This window comes from Bradyrhizobium sp. USDA3516 (assembly GCF_057651995.1).
In genome coordinates, this window is the sequence record NZ_JBYGYN010000012.1 from 25,683 (window position 1) to 43,044 (window position 17,362).

At 65.4% G+C, this 17,362-nt stretch carries 15 protein-coding genes; 12 read left to right on the forward strand and 3 right to left on the reverse strand.

The window, feature by feature from the left end:
• Positions 1 to 6: 6 nt before the first annotated feature.
• The 9 genes from AC24YW_RS30865 (at position 7) to AC24YW_RS30905 (ending at position 10,423) form a co-directional block, all read left to right on the forward strand.
• The gene (locus tag AC24YW_RS30865) at positions 7 to 2,085 is read left to right on the forward strand and encodes a sensor histidine kinase (protein WP_487486257.1); all 2,079 of its coding nucleotides are present in this window, start codon (positions 7 to 9) and stop codon (positions 2,083 to 2,085) included.
• Positions 2,055 to 3,800, forward strand: coding sequence for an ATP-binding response regulator (locus AC24YW_RS30870; RefSeq protein WP_487486258.1), 1,746 nt, complete (start codon positions 2,055 to 2,057; stop codon positions 3,798 to 3,800). The genes AC24YW_RS30865 and AC24YW_RS30870 overlap by 31 nt, the downstream gene beginning before the upstream one ends.
• A gap of 25 nt (positions 3,801 to 3,825) precedes the next feature.
• Positions 3,826 to 4,557, forward strand: a complete 732-nt coding sequence (locus tag AC24YW_RS30875) for a response regulator (protein WP_036001902.1) — start codon at positions 3,826 to 3,828, stop codon at positions 4,555 to 4,557.
• Positions 4,558 to 4,989: 432 nt separating this feature from the next.
• Positions 4,990 to 5,601, forward strand: coding sequence for a sigma-70 family RNA polymerase sigma factor (locus AC24YW_RS30880; RefSeq protein WP_275519584.1), 612 nt, complete (start codon positions 4,990 to 4,992; stop codon positions 5,599 to 5,601).
• A 373-nt stretch (positions 5,602 to 5,974) separates the two neighbouring features.
• Positions 5,975 to 6,673, forward strand: a complete 699-nt coding sequence (locus AC24YW_RS30885) for a cytochrome c biogenesis CcdA family protein (RefSeq protein ID WP_487486259.1) — start codon at positions 5,975 to 5,977, stop codon at positions 6,671 to 6,673.
• Positions 6,674 to 6,703: 30 nt separating this feature from the next.
• Positions 6,704 to 7,267: a thioredoxin family protein gene (locus AC24YW_RS30890; RefSeq protein WP_036020278.1), complete on the forward strand. Its 564-nt coding sequence runs from the start codon at positions 6,704 to 6,706 to the stop codon at positions 7,265 to 7,267.
• A 103-nt stretch (positions 7,268 to 7,370) separates the two neighbouring features.
• A complete protein-coding gene (locus AC24YW_RS30895; RefSeq protein WP_487486458.1) occupies positions 7,371 to 8,342 on the forward strand; it encodes a hypothetical protein in 972 nt (323 codons plus the stop codon).
• Positions 8,343 to 8,704: 362 nt separating this feature from the next.
• Positions 8,705 to 9,298 carry a L,D-transpeptidase gene (locus AC24YW_RS30900; RefSeq protein WP_025033379.1) on the forward strand — a complete coding sequence of 198 codons (594 nt, stop codon included), beginning with the start codon at positions 8,705 to 8,707 and terminating at the stop codon, positions 9,296 to 9,298.
• An 87-nt stretch (positions 9,299 to 9,385) separates the two neighbouring features.
• Positions 9,386 to 10,423, forward strand: coding sequence for an amino acid ABC transporter substrate-binding protein (locus AC24YW_RS30905; RefSeq protein WP_487486459.1), 1,038 nt, complete (start codon positions 9,386 to 9,388; stop codon positions 10,421 to 10,423).
• Between the two features lie 228 nt (positions 10,424 to 10,651).
• Here the strand turns inward: AC24YW_RS30905 and AC24YW_RS30910 are convergent, their stop codons facing one another.
• Together AC24YW_RS30910 and AC24YW_RS30915 are read right to left on the reverse strand one after the other, a co-directional pair.
• Positions 10,652 to 11,791, reverse strand: a complete 1,140-nt coding sequence (locus tag AC24YW_RS30910; RefSeq protein ID WP_487486260.1) for an acyl-CoA dehydrogenase family protein — start codon at positions 11,789 to 11,791, stop codon at positions 10,652 to 10,654.
• A 153-nt stretch (positions 11,792 to 11,944) separates the two neighbouring features.
• Entirely contained in the window at positions 11,945 to 13,159 is a 1,215-nt protein-coding gene (locus AC24YW_RS30915; RefSeq protein WP_487486261.1) for an acyl-CoA dehydrogenase family protein, read from the reverse strand.
• 127 nt (positions 13,160 to 13,286) lie between these two features.
• On the opposite strand from AC24YW_RS30915, the gene AC24YW_RS30920 reads away from it, so the two are divergent.
• Both AC24YW_RS30920 and AC24YW_RS30925 read left to right on the forward strand, forming a co-directional pair.
• Positions 13,287 to 13,832, forward strand: a complete 546-nt coding sequence (locus tag AC24YW_RS30920) for a carboxymuconolactone decarboxylase family protein (RefSeq protein WP_487486262.1) — start codon at positions 13,287 to 13,289, stop codon at positions 13,830 to 13,832.
• Between the two features lie 190 nt (positions 13,833 to 14,022).
• On the forward strand, positions 14,023 to 14,517 hold the full coding sequence (locus AC24YW_RS30925) for a VOC family protein (RefSeq protein ID WP_487486263.1): 495 nt from the start codon (positions 14,023 to 14,025) through the stop codon (positions 14,515 to 14,517).
• Between the two features lie 169 nt (positions 14,518 to 14,686).
• Here AC24YW_RS30925 and AC24YW_RS30930 read toward each other — a convergent pair whose 3' ends face one another.
• Complete coding sequence (locus AC24YW_RS30930) at positions 14,687 to 16,015, reverse strand: MFS transporter (protein ID WP_487486264.1); 1,329 nt, start codon at positions 16,013 to 16,015, stop codon at positions 14,687 to 14,689.
• Positions 16,016 to 16,196: 181 nt separating this feature from the next.
• Here AC24YW_RS30930 and cyoA point away from each other — a divergent pair, with 181 nt between their 5' ends.
• The gene (gene cyoA / locus AC24YW_RS30935) at positions 16,197 to 17,357 is read left to right on the forward strand and encodes a ubiquinol oxidase subunit II (protein WP_487486265.1); all 1,161 of its coding nucleotides are present in this window, start codon (positions 16,197 to 16,199) and stop codon (positions 17,355 to 17,357) included.
• Positions 17,358 to 17,362: the final 5 nt, after the last annotated feature.

The following is a 17,362-nucleotide window of genomic DNA, read 5'->3' on the forward strand; positions in this document are numbered from 1 at the left end:
GGCCTGTTGGCTGCGCTTGGACATAGCGAACACGCGGACAAGCCGCCCGGCCCGGTCGGGCAGCTGCGCGCCCGCATCGTCGGCCTCTTGCGGGCGGTGCCGATCCGCTGGCGCATCCTGTCGATCGCCGCGCTGAACTCCGCCGTGGTCGTGGTGCTGGTGGCAATGATCTGGAACGGCGCGCAGGTGCTCGGCTCGGCCTGGGACGACGTGCGCCAGGTGCGCGAGTCCGACCGGATCCTGGCGCTGCTCGAAAGCGAGACCGGACGGCTGCAGAACCTGATCCACCGCTACATCAACCAGCCGAGCCCCGACCTGTTCGCCGAGATCCTGTTGCTGCGCGAGGCGGTGCTGGGCACGCTGACGGGTCGCGCCGCCAAGGACCCGATGCTATCAGGCTCGGTCGAGGAGCTGGAGCGCACCACCGACCGCTTCCTCAACGGCTTCGGCGAGCTGCGCAGCGTCCAGTCCACCATCGCCAAGACCTATGAGGAGCAGGTGCAGGGCCCGGCCAGGGACATGGCGGGCCTCTACTCCATCATCGAGGGCGCCACCGGCCATCGCGACGCGCTGATCTGGCCCTCGCTCGGCAAATCCCGCGAGGCCTTCACCGCGATGCTGGTCGCGGCCAATTCCTATTACCTGTCGCAGTCGTCGGGCGCCGCCGACGACGCGCGGCGCCACACCGAGACCATCGAGAGGACCATCCCGGTCATGCTCGATCTCGCCGACAACGACCTGCAGAAGATGGCCTTGCAGCGGCTCGCCGCCCGCACCACCGCGCTGCGCGAGGGCCTGGCAAAACTCTCCGAGCAGCTTGCGAGCCGCACCGAGCTGCTCCGCAACACCATCGACGCCAGCCAGGCCGAGGCGATCGGCGCCATCGACGATCTCTCGACCAAGATGCGCCAGCGCGAGCAGAAGGCGCAGGAGACGTTCGACCGCACCCTGGCGGACATATCCCGCCGGGTGCTGTCGATCGCGGTGATCTTCCTCGGCATCATCCTCACCGCGGGCGTCCTGATCGCGCTGTCGATCCGCCTGCCGCTGCAGCAGATCATGACCGCGATGCGCGCGATCACGCTCGGCGAGCTCGACCGCGAGGTGCAGGGAACGAAAGCGCGCGACGAGGTCGGGGCCATGGCGCGCGCGGTGGAGGTGTTCCGCGAGAACGCGATCGCCAAACGCCGGACCGAGGACGAGCTGCGCGCGTCCAAGGAAAAGGCCGAGAGCGCCCTGCTCGAGCTCAACACCGCGCAGCAGAACCTGATCGACGCCGAGCGGCTGGCCGCGCTCGGCGGCCTCGTGGCCGGCGTCGCGCACGAGGTCAACAACCCGATCGGCATCAGCCTGACGGTGGCTTCGAGCTTTGCCCGGCGCACCGAGATCTTCGAAGCCCAGCTCAAGGGCGAGGGCGGCCTGCGCCGCTCGCAGCTGGAGGAGTTCGTGCAATCCTCGCGCGACGCCTCGCAGCAGCTCGTCGCCAACCTGACCCGCGCCGGCGAGCTGATCCAGTCGTTCAAGCAGGTCGCGGTCGACCGCTCCCATGCCGAGCGGCGGCAATTCTCGCTGAGCGAGGCCACCGACCAGATCATCGCCAGCCTCAAGCCCGTGCTGAAGCGCTCGCCGATCACGCTGGAAGTCGACGTGCCCGAGGGGCTGCTGCTCGACGGCTATCCCGGCTCCTACGGCCAGATCCTGACCAACCTCTTCCTCAATGCCGCCAACCACGCCTTCGCCGACGGCCGCGCCGGCCGGATCGCGATTTCGGCGCGGCCGCGCGGGGTCGAGGACATCGAGATCAGCTTCTCCGACGACGGGGCCGGCATGACCCCGGACGTGCAGCGCCAGGCCTTTGACCCTTTCTTTACCACCCGGCGCAATGAAGGCGGCACGGGACTTGGCCTTCATATCGTCTATAACCTCGTCACCCAGCAGCTTGGCGGCCGGATGATGCTGGAATCCAAGCTGGGACAAGGCACCACTTTTCGCATTATCATGCCCCGCGTCGCCAAGGGCGGCGCGCAAAGCACAGAAAGTGACGGATCTTCGCAATGGCCGAACAGGACGATGTCCTCCACCTGATCGACGATACCGGTACCGCGTCGGAGGACAGCAACGCCCGGAAATGGAAGATCGCGGTCATCGATGACGATCCGGCCGTGCATGACGGCACGCGTTTCGCGCTGTCGGACTACAGCCTGAACGGCCAGGGCCTGGAGATCCTGTCGGCGTATTCCGCGGCCGAAGGGCGCAAGCTGATGGCCGAGCACCGCGACATCGCCGCCGTGCTGCTCGACGTCATCATGGAGACCGACGTCGCCGGCCTCGAGCTGGTCGAGTTCATCCGCAACGAGATCCGTAACGAGACCGTGCGCATCATCCTTCGCACCGGCCAGCCCGGCCAGGCGCCGGAGCGGCGCGTCATCGTGCAGTACGACATCAACGACTACAAGGCCAAGACCGAGCTCACCGCCGACAAGCTGTTCACCTCGCTGACCGCGGCGCTGCGCTCCTACCAGCAGCTCGAGCGCATGGTGCAGACGCGGCGCGGGCTCGAGATCATCATCGACGCCGCGTCCACGCTGTACGACTTCAAGTCGATGCAGCGGCTCGCCGAAGGCGTCCTGACCCAGCTCGCTTCGCTGCTCAACGTCGACTGCGCCGGCATCCTGGTGCTGCGCGACAATGGCGGCATCGATCCCGAGCTCTCGGTGCTCGCCGGCAGCGGCTGCTACAGCCGCTTCATCGGCACCACCTCGTCGAAGGCGCTCGACCCCGAGCTGCGCGAGATGGTGGAGGCCGCGTTCCAGCGCCGCAAGAACGAATTCGCCGACCATCGCAGCGTGATCTATTTGCGCACCGGATCCGGCCGCGAGGTCGTGGTGCTGCTCCAGGCCGAGCGCGATCTGTCGGAGACCGACCGTTCGCTGGTCGAGATCTTCTCCTCGAGGCTCTCGATCGCCTTCGACAACGTGATCCTCTATCAGCAGCTGCAGGACGCCAACACCCAGCTGGAGGACCGCGTCGCCCAGCGCACCCGCGCGCTGATGCAGGCCAACCGCCGCCTCTCGGCGCAATGGCTGCGGCTGCAGCGCGCCAACGGCTTCAAGAACGAGATCCTCGGCACGGTCGCGCACGACCTGAAGAACCCGCTCGGCGTCATTCTCGGCCGCACCGAGATGCTGAAGGAGCTGATCTCGACCGGCGCCTCGGAAAGCGGCGTCGTCGCCCAGGTCGACCACATCCGCGACGCCACCAAGCGCCTGACCACGATGGTCGATCATTTGATCTCGGACGCGATGGCGGATGCCTTCGACATCACTATCCGCCGCGAGCCGGTCGACGTCGCCGCCCTGGTCAAGGAGGTCGCCGAGGCCAACCAGCCGCTCGCCGTCAACAAGCAGCAGGCGATCAGCGTCACGGCGCCGCCCAACATCGTCACCATGTGCGACACCGACCGCATCCGCGAGGCGATCGACAATCTCATCAGCAACGCCATCAAATATTCGCCGATCGGCGGCAAGATCGACGTCACCGTGGTCCACGAGGGCAGCGACACCATCGTCAGCGTCAGCGATGAGGGCGCCGGCCTGTCGCCGGAGGACCTCGGCCGCCTGTTCGGCCGGTTCCAGCGGCTGTCGGCCAAGCCGACCGCCGGGGAGAGCTCGACGGGACTTGGGCTCTCCATCGTCAAGCGTATCATCGACATGCACGGCGGCGAGGTGACCGCCGAGAGCGAGGGTCCCGGCAAGGGCTCGACCTTCACCATCACCCTCCCTGCGACTGAAACGCCGTGATGCCAAAGCCCGTGATGCAAAGACCATGACTCAAAGCCAGCACATCATGATCGTCGACGACGAGGCCCCGGCCCGGGAGATGGTCGGCGATTACCTCAAGATGCACGGCTTCACCGTGACGCTGTGCGACGGCGGCAAGTCCTTGCGCGCCGCGATCCAGGGCAGCATGCCCGACCTCGTCGTGCTCGACCTCAACATGCCCGAGGAAGACGGGCTCTCGATCATCCGCGACCTCAAGAGCCGCATCAACGTGCCCGTGATCATGCTGACGGCGACCGCGAGCCCGATCGACCGCGTCGTCGGCCTCGAGCTCGGCGCCGACGATTACGTGGCAAAGCCCTGCGAGCTGCGCGAGCTGATGGCGCGCATCCGCTCGGTGCTGCGGCGGAGCGGACCGGCAAAGGCGGCAGAGGCGCCGGCGGCGAAGTCGGACAAGGAGCAGCTGGTGCGCTTCGGCACCAAATGGCTCGACCTCGAAGCGCAGGCCTTGCGCGACGACGAGGGCAACGAGCATCCGCTCACCGCCTCCGAGTTCGGGCTGCTCAAGGTGTTCGCGGCCAATCCGAAGCGCGTGCTGTCGCGCGAGCGCCTGCTCGAGCTTGCCAACGCCCGCGACGCCGAAGCCTTCGACCGCGCGGTCGATCTGCGCATCATGCGCATCCGCCGCAAGATCGAGCCCGACCCGGCCAAGCCCGCCGTGATCCGCACCATCCGCGGCGGCGGCTATCTGTTCTCGCCGCAGGGCGAGAAGGCGTAGGCCAGACTTACACTCGGCCGTCATCCCGGGGCGCGCATCGCGCGAGCCCGGGATCCATAACCACAAGCCGTGGGTTTGGCGAAGACTCGGAGTTGGCAAGCTCGCGCGACACGTCTTCCTGGGGTTATGGGTCCCGGGCTCGCTTCGCGCCCCGGGACGACAGCGGTGGGCGCGGCGCGACAAAACGCAATCCCCCAAAATACGTTCCGCGGCGCGCCCGTCCGGGCCCGAATCCCACCCCCGTAGTTTCCGTACGTTGAAATCACGCGACTTTTTGCCTCGAATGTTTCGTCGCAGCGGTTGCCGCGAAACAATTTGGCGGCGCACGAAACCATTTTCCGCTTTTCGTGCAGACGTCCCGAAACGTTGGCTCATTAACACTTTGACCCAAGGAAACGCCGCTCGGTTGCGGCGCTACGGGGAGCCAAGTCCATGCCGAACGTCATCGCCATCAACGCCCAAGCCAGCCAGAGCATCATCGCCGCTCAGGCGACCTCGGACGACATGCTCCTCGAAAGCATTGCGGGCGGCAATCGGACCGCCATGCACATCCTTTACTGCCGGCACAATGTGCGGGTGTACCGCTTCATCCTGCGCATCGTGCGCGATGCCACCACGGCGGAAGATCTGGTCAGCCAGGTGTTTCTGGACGTGTGGCGGACCGCAGGCCAGTTCCAGGGCCGCTCGCAGGTGTCCACCTGGCTGCTCTCGATCGCCCGCTTCAAGGCGCTGACTGCAATGCGCCAGCGCCGCTTCGAGGACATCGATCAGGAGGACGTGCGTCAGATCCCGGACGATTGCGACACGCCGGAGACCTCGCTCGACCGCAGCGACACCAGCGCCATCCTGCGCGCCTGCGTGCAGAAGCTGTCGCCGGCGCACCGCGAGATCATCACCCTGGTCTATTACCACGAGAAGTCGGTGGAGGAGGTCGGCCAGATCATCGGCATCCCCCAGAGCACGGTGAAGACCCGGATGTTCTACGCTCGCAAGCAATTGGCCGATTTGCTTAAGGGCGCCGGCGTCGACCGTTTCGCCGCTTAACAATAATGATTTCAAAGGGATAGGACCTCCGCTTTGGCCCTCTCCCCGGACACGGAAGCGTTACCGCCGGCGAAACAATTGAAACAAACGACAACATCAGGCGGAAAAACTTCCCCTCTATAAAGCTCCCATACGGTTTCGTTAAACCTCCCAAGACCTCCAGCGACCCGGACGATGCCCCGTCCGGGTCGTTTTATTTGGGCCCGAATGGTTGCCGTGGGTCCCGCCTCTCCCGCTTGCAAGCGGGGGAGGGAGCGCAGCGCCGCCGTGGCGAACTGAATGCCTCAAAGGCCCCGTCACGAAGGCGTGACGCGTCGTAACGACCGCCGCATCCATCTCGAACTGCCCTCGTGACCTCCCTCACGAGTGCCTCATGCTCGACCTGCTCTTTGCTCTCCTCGCCGGCATCCTCACCATCGCCGCGCCCTGTACGCTGCCGATGTTGCCGATCCTGCTCGGCGCCTCGATCGGGCGCGCGGGGCATCTGCGACCCGCGATGATCGCGCTCGGCTTCGTCTTTTCCTTCTCGATGGTCGCGCTGGCGCTCGGGGCGATCACGCGGGCTTTCGATTTCGATGCGAACGTGCTGCGCGAGGCGGCTGCGGTCCTGCTGCTCGCCTTCGGCCTGTTGATGCTGTGGCCGGCGCCGTTCGAATGGCTGTCGATCCGGATCAACGGCTGGCTCGATCTCGGCAACACCGGCGCCACGCAGCGCGAGGGCGCAATCGGTGGGCTGATCCTCGGCACGACGCTGGGCCTGGTCTGGACGCCCTGCGCAGGGCCCGTGCTCGGCTCGATCCTGACGCTGGTTGCGACATCGAGGAATCTCGGCTGGGCCGGCACGCTGCTGGTCGCCTATGCCATTGGCGCTGCGATCCCGATGCTGGCGATCGCCTACGGCGGACAGGCCGCGACCACGCATGTGCGCAGTCTCGCGCGCATCTCACCACGCCTCCAGCAGGGCTTTGGCGTCGTCGTGATCGGCTTCGCGGTCGCCGCTTATTTCCAATACGACACGCTGATCGTGGCGTGGCTCACCGGCTTCTACCCCACCGGCCAGATCGGCCTGTGATTCCCTCATCTTCACCGGAGGACGCTTTCCATGACTCTCAAGCTGCTCGCAATGTCTGCTGCCCTGATCGGCATTACAGTGACCGGCGCCGTCATCCCCGGCATCTGCGACGAGGCCGCACGCGCCGCGCCTGTCGTCACCGCCGCCGCGAACCAGCAGGCCGCGCCCGACTTCACAGGCATCACCAACTGGTTCAACTCGAAGCCGCTTCATATCGCCGATCTCCGCGGCAAGGTCGTGCTGGTCAATTTCTGGACCTATGGCTGCGTCAACTGCGTCAACACGCTGCCGCATGTCACCGGCCTCTACGCCAAGTACCGGGATCGAGGCCTCGTCGTGGTCGGCGTGCACACGCCGGAATTCCCGTTCGAGCGCTCCGCCGCCAACGTGCAGGCCGCGCTGAAGCGCCATGGCATCACCTATCCGGTGGCGCAGGACAACGAGTCCAAGACCTGGAACGCCTATCGCAATCAATATTGGCCGGCGCAATACATCGTCGACCAGAGCGGCAAGATCGTGTTCCAGCACGCCGGCGAAGGCAGCTATGACGAGATCGATCGCACGGTGGCCAAGCTGCTGAACGCGAGCAGCTGACGCCGCACGGTCATCGCGCGGCGGGCTTCAATTGTCGCCCTTGTTGCTTGACTCCACGGAGCCGTCCGTGGAGTTTCGCAACCGACGCAATCAGCCGCCCGCAATGGACGCGACCACCAGTACCGACATCCGCCTTCGTGAAGGTTCCTCGATCGCGCAGCGGCTGATCATGGCCGGCTGTGCGGCCGCGGTTGCACTGTGTTTCACGCCCGGTCTGTTCACACACGACACCCTGGAAATCGTCATCTCGTCGGTCGCGCTGCTCGTCGGCGCGGGGTTCGTCGTCGGCATCATGATGGCGCCGGCGGTGGTGTGGATCATCACGCCGGACGAGATCCTGATCGGCCAGCAGCGGCCGTTCGGAAAGCTGAGGACGCGCCTCGTCGGCAAGGACGAGATCGCGGCGCTGCAGGTCCCCGGCAGCAAGCGGGTGAAGGCTCGCTTCCAGCTCGCCTTCACGCTGGACTCGGGCGAGCGGCTGACTTCGCCGCCGATTTCCGATGTCACCCATGTCCGCGACACCGTGGCGTGGATCGCGGCGCATTTCGACGTTCCCAATGTCGAGGTGCCGAGCAACCCGCTCGATGCCAGCAATCCCGAGATGCATCTCGGCGAGCCTCTCGAGGCGTTTCCGGCACGGGAGATCCGCATCGTCGCACTGCTTGCGGTGGCCTTGTCCGCAGCCCCCTATGCCTACAAGCTGTGGCGCGGCCTCTCACCGAGCCATGTCGATATCCTGCTGCTGCCGCTGGGTGCGATCGCCGCATTCGCCGTCTATCGCTATGCTAATCTCGCCACCGGCGCGTTCTGGATCATCGGGCCGAACGATATTCGCGTCGAGCGCCTATGGGGGGACGGCAGCCTGCGCGCCGACCGCATCTCCGGACCCGACGTCAAGACGATCACGGTCGAGCGACGCGGGCGCTCCGAGGACGAGCATTGCATCGTGGTGATCCGGCTGCATTCGGGGCGGCGGTTTCGCAGCCCCCGCATCGGCTCGCGGGTCGAGGCCCGCGCCGTGGGAGCCGAGATCGTGCGGCGGCTCGGGATCCCGGCGGAGAGCAACAAGATCTGACTGGCATTCAGTGCCACTTATTCGAAGTTGGTCTTTCGGCGCACTCGGTCTCAGCCTCTCCCGCTTGCGGGAGAGGTCGCCGCGAAGCGGCGGGTGAGGGCTCTTTCCGCATCGGGAGTGTCCCTTCGCGGAGATACCTCTCCCCAGCCCTCCCCCGCATCCGGGGGAGGGAGCTCACCTCCCGAGCGGCAACATCTAAGCTTTTCGCGCCATCCCCTGTTCGTGGCATTGCGCCGAGCCCGTCAAAAAACCAAAGCATTCTCGTGACATGCCAGGGTGGCGCGCCATCAACTTGCCATGAACTTGCCCCTCAGGTTTGATGGTTCCGAATGATTTGCGCTGTGGCAGCGGGGAGAGCTTGAATGACGGATTTTCGTCGCCTGACCGGGATTTTCGTGGCTGCGATGGGACTGGTCCTGTCCACGCCGCACGCCTTCGCCCAGCAGCCGGACCGCGGCGACGAGCCGGGCCTGATCGCCGATGACGGATACCAGCTCGAGCCGGAATGGCAGAAGCAGGTGGTCTACTTCCGCACCACCGAGCCGCCGGGCACGATCATCGTCTCGACGGCCGAACGTCACCTCTATTTGGTGCAGCCCGGCGGGCGCGCCATCCGCTACGGCATCGGCGTCGGCCGCGACGGATTCCAGTGGCAGGGGCTGGTGACCATCACCAACAAGAAGGAATGGCCGGACTGGACGCCGCCGCCGGAGATGATCCAGCGCCAGCCCTATCTGCCGCGCTTCATGGCCGGTGGGCCCGGCAATCCCCTGGGCGCCCGCGCCATGTATCTCGGCACCACCGTCTACCGCATCCACGGCACCAACCGACCCGACACGATCGGCACCAAGGTGTCGTCGGGCTGCTTCCGCCTGGTCAACGCCGACGTCGCCGACCTCTACGATCGCGTCCCTCTCGGCACCAAGGTCGTCATTCGGCAGAAGCCCGAGCTGTAACGGCCACAGGTTTGAGCATGATCCCTCGGGATCATGCTCCGTGCCCTCCTCCCATTCCCTTTCCGATACTTTCGAGAGAGCAACATGATGCGCACTTTTCGTGGCGGCCTGCTGATCGGGCTCGCCGTCGCCGTGCTGGTCGCTATTGCGGCCATCATTTACGAGTTCTACGACACGCGCACCCTGAAGCGCACGGTTCGCCGCGGCGAGGTGCTGTGCGGCGTCAACAAGGGCCTGCCGGGCTTCTCGATCCCCGACGACAAGGGCAACTGGACCGGCTTCGACGTCGACTTCTGCCGCGCGGTGGCTGCTGCGATCTTCAACGACCCCGGCAAGGCGAAGTTCGTTCCGCTCGACGCCAACGAGCGCTTCAAGGAGCTGCAGAGCCGCAAGGTGGACATCCTCTCGCGCAACACGACCTGGAGCATGGCGCGCGAGCTCGACTACGATTTGTATTTTCCGGCCGTGGCCTATTACGACGGCGTCGGCTTCATGGTGCCGCGCACGCGCAACAAGGAGACCTCGCTGGACCTGGCAGACAGCAAGGTCTGCGTACAGACCGGAACCACGACGACCCTCAACGTCGCCGATTACTTCCGCGTCAACAACATGAAGTATGAAGAGGTGAAGTTCGAAAAGCTCGACGACGTGGTGAAGGCCTACGACACCGGCAGGTGCGACACGTTCTCCGCCGACGTTTCTCAGCTCTATGCTCTGCGGCTGAACCTCTCGAAGCCCGGCGACCACATGATCCTGCCGGACATGATCTCGAAGGAGCCGCTCGCCCCCGTCGTGCGCCAGCGCGACGACGACTGGATGATGATCGTGAAGTGGACGCTGTATGCGATGATCAACGCCGAGGAGCTCGGCGTCACTTCGGAGAACATCGACGAGGCCCTGAAGTCGAAGAAGCCGGACGTGATGCGCCTCGTCGGCACCGAAGGCCGCTACGGCGAGCAGCTCGGCCTCACCAAGGACTGGGCCGCGCGTATCATCCGGCACGTCGGCAACTACGGCGAGATGTATGATCGCAACATCGGCGAAAAGTCGAAGCTGAAGATCCCGCGCGGCATGAACCAGCTGTGGAACGCAGGCGGCGTGCAGTACGCACCGCCGATGCGGTAAAAGGGCACTGTCCTTCGTCATTGCGAGGAGCGCAGCGACGAAGCAATCCAGACTGTCTCCGCGGAAAGATTCTGGATTGCTTCGCTGCGCTCGCAATGACGGGATTGGAGAAAGCGCGTCCTACGACCTCAACCGCCGTAGCCCGGATGGAGCGTAGCGCAATCCGGGGCGGTCTCGCCGTGAGAAAGAACCCGGATTTCGCTGCGCTCCATCCGGGCTACAGGATCGTTAATACCCCCGCGACCTGGCCAGCTGCTCGGTGTGGTAGTTGGCGTCGCCGAACAGCTCCTCGCAGACACGGGCGCGCTTCATGAAGAAGCCGATGTCGAACTGGTCGGTCATGCCCATGCCGCCGTGCATCTGCACGCCTTCCTGCACCGCCCGCGTGGCGGTGGTGCCGGCGCGGGCTTTTGCCACGGCGACGGCGGGTGCGGCCTTGACGACGTCGGCATCCAGCGCCTGCAGCGCTTTCATGGTGGCGGCGCGGGTGATCTCGATGTCGATATAGAGCTCGGCGGCGCGATGCTGCAGCGCCTGGAATTCGCCGATCAGCTTGCCGAACTGCTTGCGGCTCTTCAGATATTCGACGGTGCGGCCAAACACCTCGTCGCTGAGGCCGACCATTTCGGCGGCGACCGCGCCGCGGCCGATATCGAGCACGCCGTCGAGCAGGCCGGCCGCCTGGTCGACTTCGCCGAGCACGCTGTCGGCGGTGACCTCGACATTGGCGAACTCGATCCGCGCTGCATTGTGCGCATCGACCATGATGGTCCGCTCGATCGCGACGCCCTTGGCCTTGGGATCGACCAGGAACAGCGTCAGGCCCTCGCGCTCGCCGGCAGCGCCCGCGGTGCGCGCGGCGACGATGAGGAGATCGGCGACATGGCCGTCGACCACCAGCGCCTTGGCGCCGGAGAGCTTGAAGCCGTTGCCGGCGCGCACGGCCCTGAGGCTGGTCTGCAGCGGGCGATGCTTGGCGCCCTCGTCGATCGCGAGCGTCGCGAGCAGCGAGCCGCTTGCGATCCTCGACAGATATTCCGATTTCTGCGCGGCATTGCCGCCGCGAGTCAGCACTGACGCCGCCACCACCGACGTCGCGAGGAAGGGCGATGGCATCAAGGTACGGCCGATCTCCTCCATGACAATTCCGGCCTCGACGTAGCCGAGACCGCTGCCGCCGAACTCTTCCGGCACGAGCAAGCCGGCAAACCCCATCTCGGCGAAGGAATGCCAGAGATCCCTGGAGAAGCCGGTGGGGTCCTTGCTGTCGCGCAAGTGGCGCAGGTGCGACACCGGCGCCTTGTCGCTGATCAGCCCGCGCGCGGAATCGCGGAGCATGGATTGTTCTTCGGTGAGGACGAGGGCCATGTGCTTGTTTCCGATTCGAAATCTATCTGGTTCGTCATTCCGGGATGGCCCGAAGGGCCAGGCCCGGAATCCATCGCGCGGCAGAGTTGGTCGATGAATGGATTCCGGGCTCGCGCTTCGCGCGCCCCGGAATGACGGGTGATGAGAGCGTGCTCACGCCCCCGGCAGATCCAAAATCCGCTTGGCGACGATGCCGAGCATGACCTCGCTCGTGCCGCCTTCGATCGAATTGGCCTTGGTGCGCAGCCAGGCGCGCGGACGGGCGCCCTGCCTGGAGCGCTCGCTCTCCCATTCCAGCGCGTCGACGCCGCCCGCCGACATCAGGATCTCGTGCCGGCGCTTGTTGAGCTCGGTGCCGTAATATTTCATGGCCGAGGAGAACGCCGGATGCGCCTGGCCGGCCTTGGCGAGATCGACCGCGCGCTCGGCGCAGGCAGCCAGCGCGGCTTCATCGACGTCGAAGCTGGCGATCTTCCCGCGCAGCATGGAATCATCGAGCCGCCCCTGCGCATCGGTGCCGACCGAGTCGGCCGCGATCTGGCCGAGCGGCCGGCCGACACCGCGCTCGCCCATGCCTGAGATCATCGCACGCTCGTGCTGGAGCAGATATTTCGCAACGTCCCAGCCGCGGTTGATGGTGCCGACCACATGCGACTTCGGCACGCGGACATTGTCGAAGAAGGTCTCGCAGAACGGCGAGTAGCCGGAGATCAAGAGGATCGGCTTGGTCGAGACGCCCTTCGAAGCCATGTCGAACAGGATGAAGCTGATGCCGTCGTGCTTCTTGGCGGTCGGATCGGTGCGGACCAGGCAGAAGATCCAGTCGGCGTAATTGGCGTAACTCGTCCAGATCTTCTGGCCGTTGATGATGAAGTCGTCGCCGTCGCTCTCGGCGCGGGTCTGCAGCGAAGCGAGGTCGGAGCCGGCGTTCGGCTCGGAATAGCCCTGGCACCAGCGGATCTCGCCCGCCGCGATCTTCGGCAGATGCTCCTTCTTCTGGGCGTCGTTGCCGTATTTCAGGAGCGCCGGCCCAAGCATCCAGATGCCGAAGCTCGACAGCGGCGGGCGCGCGCCGATCCGCGCCATCTCCGCACGCAGCACCTTGTGCTCGGCAGCGCTTAGGCCACCGCCGCCATACTCCTTCGGCCAGTCGGGCACGGTCCAGCCCTTGTCGCGCATGCGCTCGAACCAGATGCGCTGCGGCTCGGACGAGAATTTTGCGTTGCGTCCGCCCCAGAACACGTCGGCATCGGACGTTGCGGGCTTGCGCATCTCCGGCGGGCAATTGGCTTCCAGCCAGGCGCGTGTCTCGTTGCGGAATGTTTCGAGATCGGCGGATTCAGACTCGCTGGTTTTGAGATCGGTCATTGGTCGCTTCCATCACCCGGAATTCGAATTGTTGCCGGCGAGTCTGGGCCAAGCCCCCGCGGAATTCAACCACTTATCGGTTATAGTCAGTGCTGCGGCGAGCCTTGAAAACAAAGAGGAAACGACAATGCGCCTAAGACTTCTTTCGCCTGGCGAAATGAACGAGAGCCAGCGGCAGACCTATGACGAGTCGATCGCCGGCAAGCGCGGCAAGCCGCCGGCGCCGATGATGGCCTGGCTGAACAGCCCCGAGATGGCGCGCCACGCCACGCGGCTCGGCGAGGTCATGCGCTTCGACACGATCTTCCCGGCGAAACTTTCGGAGATCGCGATCCTGGTGACGGCGCGGCACTGGACCGCGCATTACGAATGGTATGCGCACAAGCGCCTGGCGCTCGCCGGCGGCATGAAGGGCGAGATCATCGACGCTATCCGCGACCGCCGCACGCCCGACTTCGACGACCCCAAGGCCAAGATGATCTACGATCTCGCGAAGTCGCTGCACGAGGGCCACGGCGTCGAGAAGGGACTCTACGACGACGCCGTGAAGCTGCTCAGCGAACGCGGCGTCGTCGAGGTGATCGGGCTGTGCGGCTATTACACGCTGGTGTCGATGACTCTGAACACCTTCGAGTTCGGCCTGCCCGAAGGCGAGGTGTCGGAGCTGGCTTAAAGCATGATCCGGAAAAGTGTGAAGCGGTTTTCCGAAAAGATCATGCTCAAACAATAACCTAAAGCGCGATGACGATTCATCCTAGTCGCATCGCGCTTTAGTTTCCCATTCGGAAACGATGGGTTTCGCGTTTGGCCGTCGCACTGGCTCGATGCGGGGCTTACGTGCATGTTTTCGAGGGAGCATCTACATGTCGCAAAGCCCAGTCATTCCTGCCGGCACCAGGATCGGCCACGTCCACCTCAAGGTCGCCGATCTCGATCGTGCGCTCGGCTTCTATTGCGGCGTGCTCGGCTTCGAGCTGATGCAGCGAATGGGCTCGGGCGCGGCCTTCATCTCGGCCGGCGGCTATCATCACCACATCGGGCTCAACACCTGGGAGAGCAAGGGCGGCTCGCCGCCGCCGCCAGGCACCACCGGGCTCTATCACACCGCTATCCTGTTTCCGACGCGCCCCGCGCTGGCGGATGCGCTGCATCGGGTGCTCACGGCCGGGATTGCGCTCGATGGCGCCAGCGACCACGGCGTCAGCGAGGCGCTCTACCTGCGCGACCCCGATCAGAACGGCGTGGAGCTATATTGGGACAAGCCGCGGGAGCAATGGCCGTTCGGGCCTGACGGGAAGCTCGCGATGTTCACCAAGCGGCTGGATGTCGAAGCGCTGTTGCGGCAGCGGGAGGGGTGAGATGCATTGAGCGGAATGGCTCTAGGTTGAATCGATTGCCACGGGCTCGGTGCACCCTCTCCCGCAAGCGGGAGAGGGTGCGCACCTCCGTCGTGGCGCGATCAAGCGTCATTCGTCGAAATCAGCCCGGCGCGAGGAGCGCCGTTGCCGTCCTGCGTGCGCCGAGCGATCAGCGCCCCGCGTCCATATCCCCCGCCTCGCGCTGGCCGCTGAGCCAGAGCGCGAGCAGGGTCCAGAACGCGCCGGACAGCAGATACGCACCCGAGGCGATGACGCCGAGATTGGTGGCGAGCAGCAGCGCGACCAGCGGGGCGAAGCCGGCGCCGAACAGCCAGGCCATGTCGGAGGTCAGCGCGGACGCCGTATAGCGATAGGCCTGCCGGAAGTTCGAGGCGATCGCGCCCGACGACTGGCCGAAGGACAGGCCGAGCAGGATGAATCCGATCACCATGTAGATGGTCTCGCCGAACGCGCCGGCGTCGAGCAGCTGCGGCGCGAAGCCGCTGTAGACGGCGATCGCGATCGCCGATCCCATCAGCAGCGACTTGCGGCCGACCCGGTCGGCAATGATGCCGGAGGCCACGATCGCGGCGACGCCGAACACGGCGGCGACGATCTCGATGATCAAGAAGCGCACCGGGCTTTCGCGGGTGAACAGGAACACCCAGGACAGCGGAAACACCGTAACCATGTGGAACAGCGCAAAGCTCGCCAGCGGCGCGAACGCACCGAGCATGATGGTCTGGCCTTCGCGCGCGACCGTCTCCGAGATGCGCGAGGGCTGCAATTCGCGGGTCTCGAACAGCGTGGCGTATTCTTCCGTGGTGACCATGCGCAGGCGCGCGAACAGCGCGACGACGTTGATGGCGAAGGCGACGAAGAACGGATAGCGCCAGCCCCAGTCGAAGAAGTCATCGGCCGATAGGAGACCGGCGAAATAGGCGAACAGCGCGCTCGCCACGATCAGCCCGAGCGGGGCGCCGAGCTGCGGCACCATCGCGTACCAGCCGCGCTGGGAGGCCGGCGCATTCAGCGCCAGCAGCGAGGCCATGCCGTCCCAGGCGCCGCCCCAGGCCAGGCCCTGTGCGATGCGCGCCAGTGCCAGCAGCCAGATCGCGGCGACGCCGATCTCCTGATAGCCGGGCAGGAACGCGAGCGCGACGGTGGCGGTGCCGAGCAGGAACAGCGCCGAGATCAGCTTGGCCGTCTTGCCGTATTCCCGGTCGACGGTCATGAAAATGACGGTGCCGATCGGCCGGGCCATGAAGGCCAGCGCGAAGATCATGAAGGAATAGAGGGTGCCGGTCAGCTCGCTCGCGAACGGGAACACCAGGCGCGGAAACACGATCACCGACGCGATCGCGAAGACGAAGAAGTCGAAGAATTCCGAGGTGCGGCCGATGATGACGCCGATGGCGATCTCGCCGGGACTGGCCTGGTCGTGGCCGTGCTCGCCCGTGTGGAGGTCTGCCATTGCGGGGGTCTGTGCCGTCGCCATTCGTGCGCCCTTAACGTCCTGAAAACCAAAGCCGACCGCCCGGCGGGCGCCAGGCAATCTGCTCCTGTCTGGCCCAACCTCCCGCACTGCAACATTGGACAAATTGTCCAATGTCCGGATTGTTGCGCCGCAGCTACCCGTTGGCCCCGCAAAGGAAACTCATTCTCATAAGGCTCGGCCCGTGTCTCGTCTCAAGATCCTGGCGCTACTACCTCTGGCTGCCGCGGTCAGCGGCTGCGACTACGTCGTGCTGGCGCCAGCCGGCGATATCGCAGCGCAACAGCGCGACCTCGTCATCATCTCCACCGTCCTGATGCTGCTGATCGTCGTGCCCGTGATGGCACTGACGGTGCTGTTCGCCTGGCGCTACCGCCAGTCCAACACCGAGGCCCGCTACGAGCCGGACTGGGATCACTCGACCAAGCTCGAGCTGGTGATCTGGTCGGCGCCGCTTCTGATCATCGTCTGCCTCGGCGCGCTGACCTGGATGGGCACGCATCTGCTCGACCCCTATCGCACCCTCGGCCGCATTCATGCCGAGCGCGCGGTGGACAGGTCCAAGGCCCCGCTCGAGGTCGACGTCGTCGCGCTCGACTGGAAGTGGCTTTTCATCTACCCGGATTTCGGCATCGCCACCGTCAATGAGCTCGCAGCTCCGGTCGATCGCCCGATCACCTTCCGCATCACCGCGTCCTCGGTGATGAACTCGTTCTACATCCCCGCGCTCGCCGGCCAGATCTACGCGATGCCGGGCATGGAGACCAAGCTCCACGCCGTCGTCAACCACGCCGGCACCTACAAGGGCTTTTCGGCGAACTATAGCGGCGCCGGCTTCTCGGGCATGCACTTCAATTTCAAGGGCCTCGACGACAAGGGATTTGACGACTGGATCGCCAGCGCCAAGTCGGCCGGCGGCTCGCTCGGCCGCGCCGAATATCTCCAGCTGGAGAAGCCCAGCCAGAACGAGCCGGTGCGGCGCTTCGGCACGGTCGATGCCGATCTCTACCGCCTGATCCTCAACATGTGCGTCGAGACCGGCAAGATGTGCCAGAGCGAGATGATGGCGATCGACGCCAAGGGCGGCAACGGCCATCAGGGCCTGAACAACACGCTGCCGCTGACCTACGACAAGTATGCGCGCCGCGGCAGCCCGCTCGGACCCGAGCCGAGCTTCGTCGCCGGCACCTGCACGCCGGATGCGCCGCAGGGCAAGACCACCGCGTCCATCACGGCGCCCATCGACACCGCCCCGCTTCTCGGCGCCGGCCTGAAGCGGCCGTCGTTCACGCCGCTGAAGTCCTCGTCCTTCTTTCTCGGACAGCGTCCGAAGTCCGACTCCTAAAGAGA

What these genes read in the sequence shown, in the direction of transcription:
- AC24YW_RS30870 (WP_487486258.1), top strand. Translation starts at nt 2,055, where the DNA reads ATGGCCGAACAGGACGATGTCCTCCACCTGATCGACGATACCGGTACC.
- AC24YW_RS30875 (WP_036001902.1), top strand. Translation starts at nt 3,826, where the DNA reads ATGACTCAAAGCCAGCACATCATGATCGTCGACGACGAGGCCCCGGCC.
- AC24YW_RS30880 (WP_275519584.1), top strand. Translation starts at nt 4,990, where the DNA reads ATGCCGAACGTCATCGCCATCAACGCCCAAGCCAGCCAGAGCATCATC.
- AC24YW_RS30885 (WP_487486259.1), top strand. Translation starts at nt 5,975, where the DNA reads ATGCTCGACCTGCTCTTTGCTCTCCTCGCCGGCATCCTCACCATCGCC.
- AC24YW_RS30890 (WP_036020278.1), top strand. Translation starts at nt 6,704, where the DNA reads ATGACTCTCAAGCTGCTCGCAATGTCTGCTGCCCTGATCGGCATTACA.
- AC24YW_RS30895 (WP_487486458.1), top strand. Translation starts at nt 7,371, where the DNA reads ATGGACGCGACCACCAGTACCGACATCCGCCTTCGTGAAGGTTCCTCG.
- AC24YW_RS30900 (WP_025033379.1), top strand. Translation starts at nt 8,705, where the DNA reads ATGACGGATTTTCGTCGCCTGACCGGGATTTTCGTGGCTGCGATGGGA.
- AC24YW_RS30905 (WP_487486459.1), top strand. Translation starts at nt 9,386, where the DNA reads ATGCGCACTTTTCGTGGCGGCCTGCTGATCGGGCTCGCCGTCGCCGTG.
- AC24YW_RS30910 (WP_487486260.1), bottom strand. Translation starts at nt 11,791, where the DNA reads ATGGCCCTCGTCCTCACCGAAGAACAATCCATGCTCCGCGATTCCGCG.
- AC24YW_RS30915 (WP_487486261.1), bottom strand. Translation starts at nt 13,159, where the DNA reads ATGACCGATCTCAAAACCAGCGAGTCTGAATCCGCCGATCTCGAAACA.
- AC24YW_RS30920 (WP_487486262.1), top strand. Translation starts at nt 13,287, where the DNA reads ATGCGCCTAAGACTTCTTTCGCCTGGCGAAATGAACGAGAGCCAGCGG.
- AC24YW_RS30925 (WP_487486263.1), top strand. Translation starts at nt 14,023, where the DNA reads ATGTCGCAAAGCCCAGTCATTCCTGCCGGCACCAGGATCGGCCACGTC.
- AC24YW_RS30930 (WP_487486264.1), bottom strand. Translation starts at nt 16,015, where the DNA reads ATGGCGACGGCACAGACCCCCGCAATGGCAGACCTCCACACGGGCGAG.